This window comes from Flavobacterium sp. LC2016-13 (genome assembly GCF_009707955.1).
In the GTDB taxonomy this organism is placed as follows: domain Bacteria; phylum Bacteroidota; class Bacteroidia; order Flavobacteriales; family Flavobacteriaceae; genus Flavobacterium.
On record NZ_WMDQ01000009.1, the window covers coordinates 1 to 15,200 of the forward strand.

The following is a 15,200-nucleotide window of genomic DNA, read 5'->3' on the forward strand; positions in this document are numbered from 1 at the left end:
TTAAGCCCGCCTGCGCAGATGGTACTGCAGTTATGTGGGAGAGTATGTCGTCGCCTTTCTTTTGAAAACACCCTATTCTTATGAATAGGGTGTTTTTTGTTTTATAAAAGTTTTTTATTTTCCCTCAAATTAAACCGCTTGGTGGTTTTTGCATTCTTTTAAACCCTCAATCAGATCTTTTAATCCTTCTTTTTGCAATCGCTTGAGTTGGGATCACTACTAAACAATAATTGCTTTTTACTTCTGTTAAATTAAAGTCAATTTTAAGTTTTAAACTATAGGGTGTTAGCCTTTTTGGATGTGAATCTGTATTTTTGTATTAAATATAATTTAAGTATGAAAAAAAGTATTGTATTGTTGACATTATTTGTTATCTCAAATTTAAGTGCTCAACAGCGCCCTAAGTTGGTTGTAGGTATTGTGGTTGATCAGATGAAAATGGAATATTTATATCGGTTTTCAGATGATTTTTCTCCAAATGGATTCAAGAGATTAATGGATAATGGATATACTTTTCAAAATATGCATTATAACTATATGCCTACATATACAGCTCCAGGTCACGCATCAATTTATACAGGTACTACGCCTGCTACTCATGGAATTGTGGGAAATGAGTGGTTTAGTAGAACACTTGGTAAAGATGTATATTGCACAGATGATGCTTCAGTAAAAACTGTCGGTGATGGAACTGTTGAAGAAGGAGCAATGTCACCAAAAAATCTTCAAAGTACTACTATTACGGATGAAGTGAGAATGGCTACTAATTTTCAAGGAAAAGTTATTGGTATGAGCCTTAAAGATCGTGGTGCGATTTTACCTGCGGGCCATTTTGCTAACTGGGCCTTTTGGTATAGCAAAACCGGTTCTTTTATTTCTAGTACATTTTATGGTGATAAATTACCGGAATGGGTTTCTCAGTTCAACTCAGAGAAACATTACATGACATATATAAACAAAGGTTGGGATTTATATAAACCGGCCGGGACATACAATGAAAGTTTACCAGACAATAATCCATATGAAGGAAAATTATATGGAAGCACAGCTCCTGTTTTTCCGTATGATCTAAAAACAATGTATGAGAAGAATGATGCGGGAATTATAAGAGCTACACCTTATGGAAATGATTTATTAGCTGAATTTGCAAAAAAAGCTATTGAAAAAGAAGAATTAGGTAAAGATAATATAACGGACTTTTTAACGGTAAGTTTCTCGTCTACAGATTATGTCGGACATTTACTTGGACCACGTTCTATGGAACTTCAGGATACATATTTAAGATTAGATCAAACAATTGCTGACTTTTTGGCTTATCTTGATAAAACAGTTGGTAAAGATAATTACTTACTTTTTTTAACTGCAGATCATGCTGGTGCTGAAAATGTAATTTACCTGAAAGATCATAAGTACAATGTTGATAATTATCCTTCAAAAGATGTTAAACAAAGTTTGCAAGATTTCTCAACTAAAACATTTGGAGTCGATTTGATCTTAAATTATTCAAATTTCAATATTTTCTTTAATAAACAAATTATAAAAGACAAAGGTTTAGAACTTGTAAAAGTAAAAGAAGCATTTAAGGAATTCTTGATTGCGCAACCACAGGTGAAAAGAGTGTACACAGAAGAAGAAATTTTAGCTAATTCAGGAAATGATTATTATCTAAACTTTGTAGCAAAAGGATATGATGTGACTCAGGATGGTGATATGGTTATAGTAGACAAGCCGGGAGATATAGAATATGCAACTACCGGTACATCTCACGGAACACCATATAGCTATGATACTCATGTGCCAGCTATCTTTTACGGATGGCATATTAAAAAAGGAGAATCTTATGATAAAAAAGCTATAACAGAAATTGCTCCAACAATAGCTCAAAAAATAAAAGTTACATTCCCAAATGGAACTGAAGCAAAAGTACTGCAAGAAGTTTTAGATGAAAAAAAATAGTTTTATCTATTTCTTATAAAGTAAAAAACCTGTCATAGTATTATGACAGGTTTTTTTATACCCATAAAAAAGGCCTTTCAATTAAGAAAAGCCTTTAAAATTAGTGATTTAGTAAGCACTTATTTTAATGTTAGCACTATGCGTTTGCTAACACTAATTCTTCGTTAAAAGGAAGATTCCAAGCTTCAGCAACTCCTTTGTAAAGGATTTTTCCGTTAGCAATGTTTAATCCTTTTCTCAATTCTTCATTTTCATTACAAGCTTTTTCCCATCCTTTGTTTGCCAATTGTACTGCATAAGGTAATGTAGCATTTGTTAAAGCTAAAGTAGATGTATAAGGAACAGCTCCTGGCATATTAGCTACACAGTAGTGAACGATATCATCGATAATAAAAGTTGGGTTTTCGTGAGTTGTTGGAGTACAAGTTTCAATACAACCACCTTGATCAACTGCAACGTCAACTACAACAGTTCCCGGACGCATTAATTTAAGCATATCACGAGTAATTAAGTGAGGCGCTTTTGCTCCTGGAATTAAAACTGCTCCAACAATTAAGTCTGCATCTTTAATTGCTCTTGTGATATTATAATGATTAGACATTTCTGTGTTAACATTTGCAGGCATAATATCATCTAAATGACGTAAACGTGGCAAACTTAAATCCATAATAGTAACCTGAGCTCCTAAACCAGCAGCCATTTTTGCAGCTTGAGTTCCTACGATACCTCCACCTAAAACTAATACTTTTGCTGGTGGCACACCTGGAACACCGCCTAAAAGAATTCCTCTTCCTTTTAATGGTTTCTCAAGATATTTAGCCCCTTGTTGAATAGCCATACGACCAGCAACTTCAGACATTGGAACTAATAAAGGTAAACTACGATCTGTTTTTTCAACAGTTTCATAAGCTAAACATACTGCACCTTTTTCAAGCATTGCATGTGTTAAAGGCTCAGATGAAGCAAAGTGAAAGTATGTAAATAACAATTGATCTTTTTTGATCAATGGATATTCAGAAGCAATTGGCTCTTTTACTTTAATAATCATTTCAGCGATAGCATATACTTCTTCAATAGTTGCTAAAACTATTGCACCGGCATTTGTATATTCTTCGTCACTAAATCCGCTTCCTAAACCAGCAGTTGCTTGAACATATACTGTATGTCCGTTATTTTTCATTTCTGAAACACCAGCTGGAGTTAAAGCTACACGATTTTCGTTATTTTTTATTTCTTTTGGAACACCTATTATCATTTGATATATTTTTTTGTTTTTTACTTAATTGTTTTTACAAATTTAGAGATAGAGAATATATTATGGATTAATGATATATAAATAAGAAAATATTATTTTATTTAGTATTTTTACAGAAATTTTTTCTTTTTGTAAGTGTTTTTATTTCCTCAAAAAGAAAAAATGACTGAATTGCAAGTATTAATTATATCGTTTTCGTTATGGCTTTAGATGAAATTGACAAAAAAATCCTACGTCTTTTACAGGTGGATGCTCATTATACTTTAAAAGACATTGCAAATAAAATAAATTTATCATTAACACCTGTTCATGACAGAGTTAAACGTCTTGAAAAAGAGGGGGTTATCGAGAAATATGTTTCAATTTTAAATAAGAAAAAGTTGGGTAATAATCTAACCGTTTATTGTCAGGTTACGCTCACGAAACAAACGTATGACACTTCTGAAGGATTTAATCAATCGATTTTGAATTTACCCGAAGTTGTAGAATGCAATTATGTATCAGGAAATTTTGATTACATGCTTAAAATTATCATTCCCGATATGGAAAGCTATCATCATTTTCATCAAAAAAAATTATCAGTTTTACCCGAAGTTTCTCTAATAAATACTGTTTTTGTAATTTCAGAAGTAAAAAGTACAACCGTTTTACCTATCTAAAGTAAAACAGAAAACCACCAAGAAAACTACTTGATGGTTTTAAGAATTATGGTTTTGGTATATATTAATAATACGTAAATCGTCTTACTTTGGCAATGTATTTCGCTAAACGAATAACCTGATGACTATAACCAAATTCGTTATCATACCAGATATAAAGAACAATGCTTTTTCCATCTTTTGAGACTATTGTTGCATTACTGTCATAAATTGAAGGTGCAGATGTTCCAACAATGTCAGATGAAACCAATTCATTATTCAATGAATATTTAATTTGCTCTACCAATTCACCTTCAAGAGCATACTTTTTCATTATTTTATTAATTGCCAAAATCGAAGTAGCTTTTTTAACCTCTAAATTCAAAACAACTAAAGAACCGTTTGGAACAGGAACTCTGATCGCATTCGAAGTTAATTTTCCTTCAAGAGAAGGTATTGCTTTTGCAACAGCACTTCCTGCGCCAGTTTCAGTAATAACCATGTTTAATGCAGCAGCTCTTCCACGACGATATTTTTTATGCATATTATCTACTAGATTCTGATCATTGGTATAAGCATGAATCGTTTCTAAATGTCCTTTTGTAACTCCCAATGTATCCTCAATAACTTTTAAAATTGGCGTTATCGCATTTGTGGTGCAAGATGCTGCAGAAAAAATATTTATTTCGTCAGGATTATATTCATTATGATTCACTCCATGAACAATGTTTGGAACACCTTTTCCTGGTGCAGTCAATAAAACTTTGCTGACTCCCTTTGACGTTAAATGTCTTTTTAAAGCTTCTTCAGTTGTAAAAGCTCCGGTATTATCTATAACTAATGCATCATTAATTCCATGTTCTGTATAATCAATCTCTTCAGGGGTATTTGCGCTGATGATGTGAACTGTAGTTCCGTTGATTATTAAAGCATTATTTTTTGGATCAGCAATTACGGAACCCTGAAAATCTCCGTGGATAGAATCATATCTTAATAAAGAAGCTCTTTTCTCTAAAATCGATGCATCATTTTTGTCACGGGTCACAATCGCTCTCAAACGCAATTGATTTCCTTTTCCTGTTTTAGACATCAATTCTCGGGCTAATAATCTGCCAATTCTTCCGAAACCGTATAAAACAACATCTTTTGGTTGAATTTCTTCTGATGATTTAGCTTTTTTCAATTTGTCAAGTACAAAATATCTTGCGTCAGGATATTTTTCTTCTTCCAGACAATATTCATAAGTCAGTTTTCCAAGATCTAGTTTTGCAGGCGGAAGATCTAGAGTGAGGATAACTTTTGCAATTTCAACAGAATCAAAAATAGTGATTGGTTTACCAACAAATTCACCAGCATATTGGTGTAAATTGATAATGTCACTAACATTTTTGTCTAATAATTGATTCTTGAATAAAACCATTTCTATGGATTTATCATACCATAAATCGCTTATGACTTTTATTAATTCGACACCAGCTCTTCTTCGGTCGACTTGTAATGATACCTCTTTTTGGTACAAAGATTTTTTACTCATAATTGATTAAATTGAAAAAAATAAAAAGCACAATATTTTAAAATTTTGCGCAAAAGTATCTATTTCAATCGATTTCGTAAACTATTTTAGCATTTATTTTTAGAAATAAAAAAGCCATCTTATTTTTTAAGATGGCTTTTTTTATATTTTCAGTGGCAGTCTCAGTCTTCAGTTTTTGTGACTGAAAACTGTGACTGAAAACTGTGACTGTAAATGGTGACTAAATAATAATTCTAAAAATTTCACCATTCTTATTTATCATTTCGATACGAACACTTTGCCCTTCGTCTTTTTTATTTAATAATTTCGAAACTGTTTCTACATTCGTTGCTTTAACATTATCGATGCTTAAAATAATACTGCCTTGAAGTTCATTTTGATATTGCATCAAATTTTCGTTGGTTATGTTTTTAATTTTAACGCCATAATCAATACGGAATTTCTTTTTGTCAGTGGCATCAATATTTTCCAGTTCTATTCCTTTAAATTCAGTACTATAAAATTCATTTTTACTTAAAGTAACCGGAACAACTTTTGTTTTTCCATCTTGCATATAAGTCACTTTCACAACATCATTTGGTCGTTTAGTATTAATGTATCCGGAAAGATCAGCATAAGTTGCAATATTTTGGTCATCAAGTTTTATGATAATATCTCCTTTTGCAAGTCCTGCTTTTTCGGCTCCTGAATTTTTAGAAACTTTACTAATATAAAAACCTTGGGTTTGTGAAATTCCTAATTCTTTTGAAGCGTTACTATTCAATTCGCCACCTTCAACGCCAAGAATTCCTCTCTGAACATTACCAAATTCCATAATGTCTTCAATAATTTTTCGGGCTATGTTAGACGGAACAGCAAATGAATATCCAACATAAGAACCTGTCATTGATGAAATCATCGTATTAATACCAATTAATTCTCCGCGTGTGTTAACCAATGCACCGCCACTATTTCCAGGGTTTACGGCCGCATCAGTCTGAATAAAGGATTGAATTCCGTTTGTGTCTAAATTTCTGGCTTTCGCCGAAACAATACCAGCTGTTACAGTTGATGTTAAGTTATAAGGATTTCCAACAGCTAAAACCCATTCTCCAATTTTTACAGAATCTGAATTCGCAAAAGCAGTGTAAGGAAGTTTCTCGTCAGCATTAATTTTCAATAACGCGATATCCATTTTAGAATCCGTACCAATAAGTTTTGCCGTGTAAGATTTTTTATTGTTCAGTGTAATTTCAATTTCCGAAGCATCTTTTATTACGTGATTGTTCGTTACGATATATCCGTCTTCAGAAATAATAACACCAGAACCAGTTCCAACTTGTTCCTGTTGCTGTTGACCACCATAACCGTAGAAAAATTCCATCATCGGATTACTAACAGTTCGTCGCGAAACATTTTTCACGTGTACAACAGTGTGAATTGTTTTATCTGCAGCTTCAGTAAAATCTACAGCTTCGGCAGGTAAACCAACCGTTTTTCCAAATGAATTGGGGGCAAGAGTCACAACTGAATTTCCTCTTCCAAAAAAAGAATTGTTGCTGTCAAATAATAACTTGTAAGCACCAAGGGTAGTGGCACCACTTAATAATGACACTAAAAATAAGGTTGAAAATCTTTTCATAATTAGGATTTATGTTTAAGTTATTTAACGTAAAATTACTGGAAAAAATTATCTGGAAAAATGCTTTAACGCTCTTTAACAATGATTAACATTTCATTAATTAATAGTTCGTACTTTTGTACTTATTAATAGAATAAAAATGCAAATAGAATTTTATAAATATCAAGGTACAGGGAACGATTTTGTAATGATTGATAATCGTTCTGATTTTTTTCCTAAAAACAACATAAAGCTTATAGAACGCTTATGTGACAGACGTTTTGGCATTGGTGCAGACGGATTAATTTTGTTAGAAAATGATACTGAAACCGATTTTAAAATGGTTTATTACAATTCTGACGGAAACCAAAGTTCGATGTGCGGAAATGGCGGCCGTTGTCTTGTAGCATTCGCGAATCAATTAGGTGTTGTCGAAAATAGTGCCACTTTTATTGCTACAGATGGTTTACATCATGCATCAGTAGGTGATGACGCTATTATTTCATTGCAAATGATTGATGTTGATGAAGTACAAAAAAAAGATTCTTATACTTTTTTAAATACAGGTTCTCCACATCATGTTCAAATTGTTGATGATTTGGAACATTATAATGTAAAAGAAAACGGCGCAGCAATTCGTTACGGTGAATTATACGGAGAAAAAGGAAGTAACGTCAATTTTGTAAAAAAAGTTGATGACAGTACTTTTTCACTTCGCACTTACGAAAGAGGCGTTGAAGACGAAACTCTTGCTTGCGGAACCGGAGCTACTGCAGTTGCGATTGCAATGAATGCAACAGGACAAACTGATAAAACTTCAATTAATTTGAATGTTGAAGGAGGAAAATTAGTAGTTTCTTTTGATAAAATCGGAGATCATTTTACCAACGTTTTCTTAACCGGACCAGCAAAATTTGTCTTCAAAGGAACAATAGAAATCTAATTAATAATGTCAGTCTGAGCGAAGTCGAAGACAAAATCTAAAATTGAAAATGATAACACTCAAAGGTGATTCTATTTATTTGCGTGCACTCGAACCGAATGATTTAGAGTTTGTGTATGCGATGGAAAATGATCAAAGCATTTGGGAAGTTAGTAATACACAAACTCCATATAGCCGTTTTCTGGTTCGTCAGTATTTAGAAAATGCACAACAGGATATTTACGAGGCAAAACAATTGCGCTTGGCAATTTGTCAGGATGAAGATTTTCCTGCTATCGGATTAATCGATTTATTTGAATTTGATCCGAAAAATAACAGGGCTGGAATTGGAATTGTAATTCAAGATAAAGAAAATAGAAGCCAAAATATTGGTTCAGAGGCATTAGAACTATTAATAAAATATTCTTTTCACAATTTAAACCTGCATCAATTGTATGCAAATATTAATGTAGGAAATGTAGCTAGTATAGCTCTTTTTACTAAATTTGGCTTTGAGAAAATAGGAATTAAAAAAGATTGGATTTTGCTAAATGGCCACTATCAAGACGAAGCAATTTTTCAGTTGATTAACAAACAAATTTAAATTTTTAGCTTTGAGTATAAAAAAAATTATCACATTAACTGCCGTTGCCGTAATCTCAGTTTTAATGATTTATGGTTTTATTTTAATTAGCAGAATTTTTAGTGCTAATACTAAATTCGACGAAAAAGAAGTTTACGTATACGTTCCAACCGGAGCTAATTATACAGATGTAAAGAAGATATTAGAACCTTATATTAAAAATTTCGATAATTTTGAAATGGTAGCCAATAAAAGAAGCTACCCTGAGAATGTAAAATCGGGTCGTTTTTTACTTAAAAAAGACATGAACAATATCGATTTGGTTCGCGCAATGCGTTCTAATGTTCCCGTAAAATTAGCTTTTAATAATCAGGAACGCTTAGAGAACTTTGCAGGAAGAGTTGGTTCAGAAATCGAAGCTGATAGTTTGTCATTAATGAAAGCCATTAAAGATTCTGCTTTTTTAAAAGAAAATGGTTTTAATGAAGAGAATGTTTTTGCCATGTTTATTCCTAACACTTATGAAATTTACTGGAATACTTCTGCAGAGAAATTCCGTGATAAAATGATTAAGGAATACCATAATTTCTGGACAGAAGAAAGAATTAAAAAAGCTAAAGATCAAGGTTTAACACCAGTTCAGGCTGTAATTCTGGCTTCTATAGTTCATAAAGAATCCGTTAAAAAAGACGAAAGACCTCGTATTGCAGGTGTTTATTTAAATAGATTACGTTTAGCAATGCCTTTGCAGGCTGATCCAACAGTAATTTATGCATTAAAATTAAAAGCAAATGATTTTGACCAGGTTATCAAAAGAGTTTTTTATAATGATTTGATAATGAAATCTCCATATAACACTTACGTGAATGTTGGACTTCCTCCTGGACCAATTGCAATGCCTGACATTACAGCCCTTGAAGCGGTTTTAAATCCTGAAAAAAACGACTATATTTATTTTTGTGCAAGTATAGACCGTTTCGGATATCATGAATTCGCTTCAACTTACGAACAACATCAAATTAATGCAAAAAAATATTCAGACTGGATTGCTAGTCAAGGAGTAACAAGATAGTTTTGAGTTTTAAATTTTCCCTTTATTTATCGATTTTATGTTTTTTGAGTTTTCAATGTATTGATGCACAAAGTAAAATCGAGTCCTTTTTAACGCCTTCTGATACTTTAAATTTAAAGAGACAAAACACAGTTATAATAACCGAAGTTGCTTTAGCTTCGGTTACTTTAGTTGGTTTGAATCAGATTTGGTATGCCGATTATCCAAAATCCAAATTTCATTTTATAAATGATAATGCTGAATGGCTTCAGATGGATAAAATCGGGCACATGTATTCTGCGTACCATTTAGGAAGATTTGGTGCAGAAATGATGAGTTGGAGCGGTGCCGATTCTAAAAAACAATTGATATATGGCGCTGGTTTAGGTTTTGCTTTTTTAACCGCTGTCGAAGTTTTAGATGGATATTCATCAGAATGGGGAGCTTCTTCAGGCGATATTATTGCAAATGCAACCGGAACTGCTTTGTATGTTTCTCAGGAATTACTTTGGAAAGAACAGCGAATAACACCTAAATTTTCTTTTCACACTACTCAATATGCAAATCAGAGACCTGATAAGCTTGGAACTTCACTCAATGAACAAATTCTAAAAGATTATAACGGACAGACATATTGGTTATCAGCTAATCTTTATTCTTTTGCAAAAGAAACTAAAATTCCGAAGTGGTTAAATGTTGCTTTTGGATATGGAGCTGACGGAATGTTAACAGGAAATTTACAAAATGATAATCTTGTTTCGGCTCAAAACCCAGAAAGATTTCGTCAGTTTTATCTTAGTTTTGACGTGAATTTGACGAAAATTGAAACAAAATCACATTTTTTAAAGACTGTTTTTTCTGTTTTTAACACCATAAAAATTCCTGCCCCAACTCTCGAATACTCCGCCAATAAAGGGCTTAAAGGACATCTACTATATTTTTAAAAAAGTGTAAATTGCTGAAAATCAGCATTGTTTTATATTTATTATCTTTGCGCCGTAGAAATTTCAAAGAGGTGACAGTGATTTGAAGAAAAACAATTTATGATAAAGAAGTGGTATTTTTATGCGAGTTTGATCGTTATTATTACATTTTTAAGTTTGGGTTTTAAACCCTTTAATCTAGGAACCAAACCGTGGTTTCTCACAGAAAAAACAGATGGATCTGAATACTTATTTCCATCGCAAGAAGAGGATGATTATCCTATTTTAACCAATTTACACATCCCATTTACAGGAAAGCATCTTATCGGTTTTAAAGAAGCCGTTGCTTTTAAAGAATCTCAAGGAAAATACCGTTTGGTTAATTCACTGGGTTATATGGGAAAATACCAATTTGGTTCTAAAGCTTTAAGAGCGATAGGTATTCACAACGACAAAGCCTTTTTAAAAGATCCTGCTTTACAAGAAAAAGCATTTATTGCGTTACTGTCTAAAAACAAATGGATTTTACGCAGTGAAATTGAAAGGTATGAGGGAAAAGTTATTAATGGTGTCGAAATTACCGAATCTGGAATTTTAGCTGCTGCACATCTTGGCGGCGCCGGATCAGTAAAAAACTTTTTCAAAAACAAAGGAAACAGACATTTTAGAGATGCCTATGGAACTTCATTAAAAAGTTACATGAGAGCCTTTGGAGGTTATGATCTTTCGTTTATCGAAGCAGATAGTAATGCTACGATAAACGATTAAACATCAGAATAAAATAAAAAATCCCGAACTATTCGGGATTTTTTTATGTCTTTTAGTCAATCAATATTTCTAATATTTTAATCGCCGCTTCGCTAATCTTAGTTCCCGGTCCAAAAACGGCAATCGCTCCCGCATCAAATAAAAACTGATAGTCTTGCGCTGGAATTACACCGCCAACAATAACCATAATGTCTTCTCTTCCGTGCTTTTTAAGTTCTTCAATTACTTGCGGAACTAATGTTTTATGTCCGGCAGCCAATGAAGAAACACCTAAAATATGAACATCATTTTCTACAGCTTGTTTGGCAGCTTCTGCAGGCGTTTGAAAAAGCGGACCAATATCAACATCAAAACCTACATCTGCATAACCGGTTGCGACTACTTTTGCGCCGCGGTCATGACCGTCTTGTCCCATTTTGGCAATCATAATTCTAGGACGTCTACCTTCTTGTTTTGCAAAAGCATTTGCTAATTGTTTTGCCTTTTCAAAATTCTCGTCGTTTTTTATTGCTGCACTATACACACCGCTAAAGGATTTAATTTGCGCTTTAAATCTTCCAAAGATACTTTCAAGAGCATCGCTGATTTCACCTAAAGTTGCACGGTTTCTTGCAGCTTCAACAGCAATTTCTAATAAGTTTCCTTCTCCCGTTTTTGCACAAAGAATTAATTTTTCGAGTGATTCATTTACTTTTTGAGTATCTCTGCTTGCTTTTATTTCTTCAAGGCGTTCAATTTGTTGTTTACGCACCATTTGATTATCGACATCTAAAATATGCAAAGGATCTTCTTTTTCTAATCTAAATTGATTTACACCAACAATAATATCCTGACCGCTATCTATTCTCGCTTGTTTTCTCGCAGCAGCTTCCTCAATTCTTAGTTTCGGAATTCCGGCTTCAATGGCTTTTGTCATTCCGCCCAATTCTTCAACTTCTTCAATAAGTTTCCAGGTACTTTCTAATATTTCATTTGTCAAACTTTCAACGTAATAACTACCAGCCCAAGGATCAACAGTTTTTGTGATTTTAGTTTCTTCCTGTAGAAAAATCTGCGTATTACGGGCAATTCTTGCCGAAAAGTCAGTTGGCAAAGCTATCGCTTCATCAAGAGCATTTGTGTGCAAAGATTGTGTGCCTCCAAAAGCCGCAGCAGCAGCTTCAATACAAGTTCGGGCAACATTATTAAACGGATCTTGTTCTGTTAAACTCCAGCCACTTGTTTGACAGTGCGTTCTTAATACTAAAGATTTATCACTTTTCGGATTAAATTGTCGTACTAATTTCGCCCATATCATTCTGCCGGCTCTCATTTTGGCAATTTCCATAAAATGATTCATTCCAATGGCCCAGAAAAAAGATAGGCGAGGAGCAAATTCATCAATAGTCATTCCGGTAGATAATCCGGTTCTGATATATTCTAAACCATCAGCAAGCGTATACGCTAATTCAATATGCGCAGTTGCACCAGCTTCCTGCATATGATATCCTGAAATAGAAATAGAATTGAATTTCGGCATTTTCCTGCTCGTAAATTCAAAAATATCAGCAATGATTTTCATCGAAGGCGTTGGTGGATAAATATAAGTATTACGCACCATAAATTCTTTCAGAATATCATTTTGAATCGTTCCCGAAAGCTTTTCAATAGCAACACCTTGTTCTTCTGCAGCCACAATATAAAAAGCCATAATAGGTAAAACAGCACCATTCATAGTCATTGAAACAGACATTTCATCCAATGGAATCTGATCAAACAAGACTTTCATGTCTTCAACAGAATCGATGGCAACACCCGCTTTTCCAACATCACCAACAACACGCTCATGATCAGAATCGTAACCGCGATGTGTTGGCAAATCAAAAGCAATAGAAAGCCCTTTTTGTCCTGCAGCTAAGTTTCTTCTATAAAAAGCATTACTCTCTTCTGCAGTCGAAAATCCGGCATATTGACGAATTGTCCACGGACGTCTCACATACATCGTTGCGTAAGGTCCTCGTAAGTTTGGTGCAAAACCTGCTCCAAAATCAAGAAAATCAAGATCTTCAAGATCTTTTTCAGAATAACTTTCTTTTAGCTCAATTCCTTCAGCCGTTAAAAAGTTTTCAGTCAAAGTTTCTGACTTTTGACTTTTAACTTTTGACTTGAGATTTTCAAGATTAATATGTGTAAGGTCTTTTCTTATCATGGAAATACTCTTTTGAGTAGGTTGTATTGATTACTTAGAAAAAATGATTATTCAAGTTCAAGTCGCTCTTGCTCTAATTTTTCCGCTAATCTTTTCTCTATAATTGGTGTAATTAATGTTTTTCTTGGTTTAATTTTTACAAACGGAAACAATTCTAAATCATGTTTCATTTTGTCATCTTTATTAGGATATTTATTGGTTCCTAGCAAAACTTCTTTTTTTGAATCAAATAATTCCTGTTCCTTAGTAGCGCTTTCCTGAATTTTCTTTTTAATTGTTCCGTCGTTTAAAAGTTTCAAAAAACCACCGTTTGCTTCAATATCTTTAAATAAAGTCAAACTTTTTTCAGCCAATTGCATCGTTAGGCTTTCAATATAATAATTACCGTCTGCGGGATTATTAACTTTATCAAAATAGCTTTCGTGTTTTAAAATCAACAATTGATTTCTGGCAATTCTATCGCCAAATTCATTGTCTTTATGATATAAAGAATCATAAGGCAAATTGGCAACAGCATCTGCGCCTCCCAAAATAGCCGACATGCATTCAGTCGTTGTACGAAGCATGTTAACATTATAATCATAAATGGTTTTGTTGCGTTTGGTTGGCATAACCAATAAATGACATTCTAAATCAGGATTATATTCTGCAGCAATTAATTGAAAAAGCATTCGTAAAGCACGAAGTTTAGCAATTTCAAAGAAATAATTGGTTCCAACAGAAACCTGAAAAACAATGGTTTTAGAAATGTTTGGTAAACGATTCAAATATTCGTTGGCATGCGCTAAACTGTAAGCAATTTGCTGTGTGATATTTGCTCCGGCATTTTGATACAATCCGGCATCGATACTAACTAAAGAAAGGTTTGTAGTTGCTTTTGAAATCAAATCAATGGTTTCAAAATTATTCTTATCCGATGTTGTGAACCAATTTCCGTCTCGTGCCATTTGACCAATTGGATCAATATTGCAATAAAAAACAGCTTTTTTCTGTATTGAAATAGTGTCTAATTGTTTTACGAAATCGATTGAGATAAATTTCAAATTAAAGTAAACGATTCTGTTTTCTAAAGGAAGATTTTCTAATAATTTCTGAATATCAATTTTTTCGTTTTCGATCGTAAATCGTAAACTTTCAGCACCTCTTTCTAGAGTATTAATTGCTCTTTGAATAGATTTCTCGACGTCATAAACAAATATGTTTTGACAAATTTTAAAATTTGTTGCCTGAGTATTTACCGAAGCAGCTTTTGAAAATTCATCTTTATGATAAAAAGGTTTTACCTGAATATCTTCCGGAGAATTCCAAATTACGGTTTCGTTATAATCAGCTCCATCTAATTCAAACTGAATTTTTTGTTTCCATTGTTTGGATGAAATCGGATTAAAATCGTCGAATAGGGTAGTAGCCATTTAGTGTTTTTTCTGATTATTCTTTATCTTGAATAGTGTCTCCTTCAAATTGGATGATGTATATGTCTTCGCTGTCTTTTTTCATAAAGTACTTTTCGCGGGCATATTTTTCGATTTGTTCAGGATTTTTTAATTGTTTAATCTGTTCCTGATCTTTTTTTATTTCCTCCTGATAATATTTTTTATTATCCTCAAGTTCATTGATTTGATTGTCTAAAAAACGATGGTCAAAATAAGAGTAATTGTCTAAAAATAACATCCAGACAACAAAAAATAGCAATACCCAGACATATTTATTGCCCAGAAATTTAAACCAAGATTTGTCTTTATACGGATTTTTCATTTTAGTTTTCATTTTTTAGCCCCGATG

The 15,200-nt window shown here is 33.0% G+C and carries 13 protein-coding genes; 7 read left to right on the forward strand and 6 right to left on the reverse strand.

What is annotated here, in order from left to right; all coding sequences use genetic code 11:
* Positions 1-336: 336 nt before the first annotated feature.
* Positions 337-1,956, forward strand: coding sequence for an alkaline phosphatase PafA (gene pafA / locus GKZ86_RS17535; RefSeq protein WP_154784367.1), 1,620 nt, complete (start codon positions 337-339; stop codon positions 1,954-1,956).
* Between the two features lie 136 nt (positions 1,957-2,092).
* On the opposite strand, the gene ald is transcribed toward pafA, so the two are convergent.
* A complete protein-coding gene (gene ald, locus GKZ86_RS17540) occupies positions 2,093-3,211 on the reverse strand; it encodes an alanine dehydrogenase (protein WP_154784368.1) in 1,119 nt (372 codons plus the stop codon).
* A gap of 200 nt (positions 3,212-3,411) precedes the next feature.
* Between ald and GKZ86_RS17545 the strand changes: the two genes are divergently transcribed.
* Entirely contained in the window at positions 3,412-3,870 is a 459-nt protein-coding gene (locus tag GKZ86_RS17545; protein WP_154784369.1) for an Lrp/AsnC family transcriptional regulator, read from the forward strand.
* Between the two features lie 64 nt (positions 3,871-3,934).
* Here the strand turns inward: GKZ86_RS17545 and GKZ86_RS17550 are convergent, their stop codons facing one another.
* On the reverse strand, positions 3,935-5,383 hold the full coding sequence (locus tag GKZ86_RS17550) for a glyceraldehyde-3-phosphate dehydrogenase (RefSeq protein WP_154784370.1): 1,449 nt from the start codon (positions 5,381-5,383) through the stop codon (positions 3,935-3,937).
* 220 nt (positions 5,384-5,603) lie between these two features.
* Positions 5,604-7,004, reverse strand: a complete 1,401-nt coding sequence (locus GKZ86_RS17555) for a trypsin-like peptidase domain-containing protein (protein WP_154784371.1) — start codon at positions 7,002-7,004, stop codon at positions 5,604-5,606.
* A 139-nt stretch (positions 7,005-7,143) separates the two neighbouring features.
* Between GKZ86_RS17555 and dapF the strand changes: the two genes are divergently transcribed.
* The 5 genes from dapF to GKZ86_RS17580 all read left to right on the forward strand — a co-directional run bounded on the left by dapF (position 7,144) and on the right by GKZ86_RS17580 (position 11,230).
* Complete coding sequence (gene dapF / locus GKZ86_RS17560; protein WP_154784372.1) at positions 7,144-7,926, forward strand: diaminopimelate epimerase; 783 nt, start codon at positions 7,144-7,146, stop codon at positions 7,924-7,926.
* Between the two features lie 49 nt (positions 7,927-7,975).
* Positions 7,976-8,509, forward strand: a complete 534-nt coding sequence (locus tag GKZ86_RS17565) for a GNAT family N-acetyltransferase (protein WP_154784373.1) — start codon at positions 7,976-7,978, stop codon at positions 8,507-8,509.
* Positions 8,510-8,519: 10 nt separating this feature from the next.
* Positions 8,520-9,560, forward strand: coding sequence for an endolytic transglycosylase MltG (mltG, locus tag GKZ86_RS17570; RefSeq protein WP_154784374.1), 1,041 nt, complete (start codon positions 8,520-8,522; stop codon positions 9,558-9,560).
* 44 nt (positions 9,561-9,604) lie between these two features.
* Positions 9,605-10,483: a DUF2279 domain-containing protein gene (locus tag GKZ86_RS17575; RefSeq protein WP_228526605.1), complete on the forward strand. Its 879-nt coding sequence runs from the start codon at positions 9,605-9,607 to the stop codon at positions 10,481-10,483.
* A 99-nt stretch (positions 10,484-10,582) separates the two neighbouring features.
* Positions 10,583-11,230, forward strand: coding sequence for a peptidoglycan-binding protein LysM (locus GKZ86_RS17580; RefSeq protein WP_154784376.1), 648 nt, complete (start codon positions 10,583-10,585; stop codon positions 11,228-11,230).
* 52 nt (positions 11,231-11,282) lie between these two features.
* On the opposite strand, the gene scpA is transcribed toward GKZ86_RS17580, so the two are convergent.
* Genes scpA through GKZ86_RS17595 form a run of 3 tightly spaced genes read right to left on the reverse strand, consistent with a single transcriptional unit; the run spans position 11,283 to position 15,173 of the window.
* Complete coding sequence (gene scpA / locus GKZ86_RS17585) at positions 11,283-13,418, reverse strand: methylmalonyl-CoA mutase (RefSeq protein WP_154784377.1); 2,136 nt, start codon at positions 13,416-13,418, stop codon at positions 11,283-11,285.
* A gap of 47 nt (positions 13,419-13,465) precedes the next feature.
* A complete protein-coding gene (locus GKZ86_RS17590) occupies positions 13,466-14,830 on the reverse strand; it encodes a methylmalonyl-CoA mutase subunit beta (protein WP_154784378.1) in 1,365 nt (454 codons plus the stop codon).
* A 16-nt stretch (positions 14,831-14,846) separates the two neighbouring features.
* A complete protein-coding gene (locus tag GKZ86_RS17595; RefSeq protein WP_154784595.1) occupies positions 14,847-15,173 on the reverse strand; it encodes a septum formation initiator family protein in 327 nt (108 codons plus the stop codon).
* Positions 15,174-15,200: the final 27 nt, after the last annotated feature.

Coding starts and splice junctions, on each gene's coding strand:
- pafA (WP_154784367.1), top strand. CDS start 337: ATGAAAAAAAGTATTGTATTGTTGACATTATTTGTTATCTCAAATTTA.
- ald (WP_154784368.1), bottom strand. CDS start 3,211: ATGATAATAGGTGTTCCAAAAGAAATAAAAAATAACGAAAATCGTGTA.
- GKZ86_RS17545 (WP_154784369.1), top strand. CDS start 3,412: ATGGCTTTAGATGAAATTGACAAAAAAATCCTACGTCTTTTACAGGTG.
- GKZ86_RS17550 (WP_154784370.1), bottom strand. CDS start 5,383: ATGAGTAAAAAATCTTTGTACCAAAAAGAGGTATCATTACAAGTCGAC.
- GKZ86_RS17555 (WP_154784371.1), bottom strand. CDS start 7,004: ATGAAAAGATTTTCAACCTTATTTTTAGTGTCATTATTAAGTGGTGCC.
- dapF (WP_154784372.1), top strand. CDS start 7,144: ATGCAAATAGAATTTTATAAATATCAAGGTACAGGGAACGATTTTGTA.
- GKZ86_RS17565 (WP_154784373.1), top strand. CDS start 7,976: ATGATAACACTCAAAGGTGATTCTATTTATTTGCGTGCACTCGAACCG.
- GKZ86_RS17580 (WP_154784376.1), top strand. CDS start 10,583: ATGATAAAGAAGTGGTATTTTTATGCGAGTTTGATCGTTATTATTACA.
- scpA (WP_154784377.1), bottom strand. CDS start 13,418: ATGATAAGAAAAGACCTTACACATATTAATCTTGAAAATCTCAAGTCA.
- GKZ86_RS17590 (WP_154784378.1), bottom strand. CDS start 14,830: ATGGCTACTACCCTATTCGACGATTTTAATCCGATTTCATCCAAACAA.
- GKZ86_RS17595 (WP_154784595.1), bottom strand. CDS start 15,173: ATGAAAAATCCGTATAAAGACAAATCTTGGTTTAAATTTCTGGGCAAT.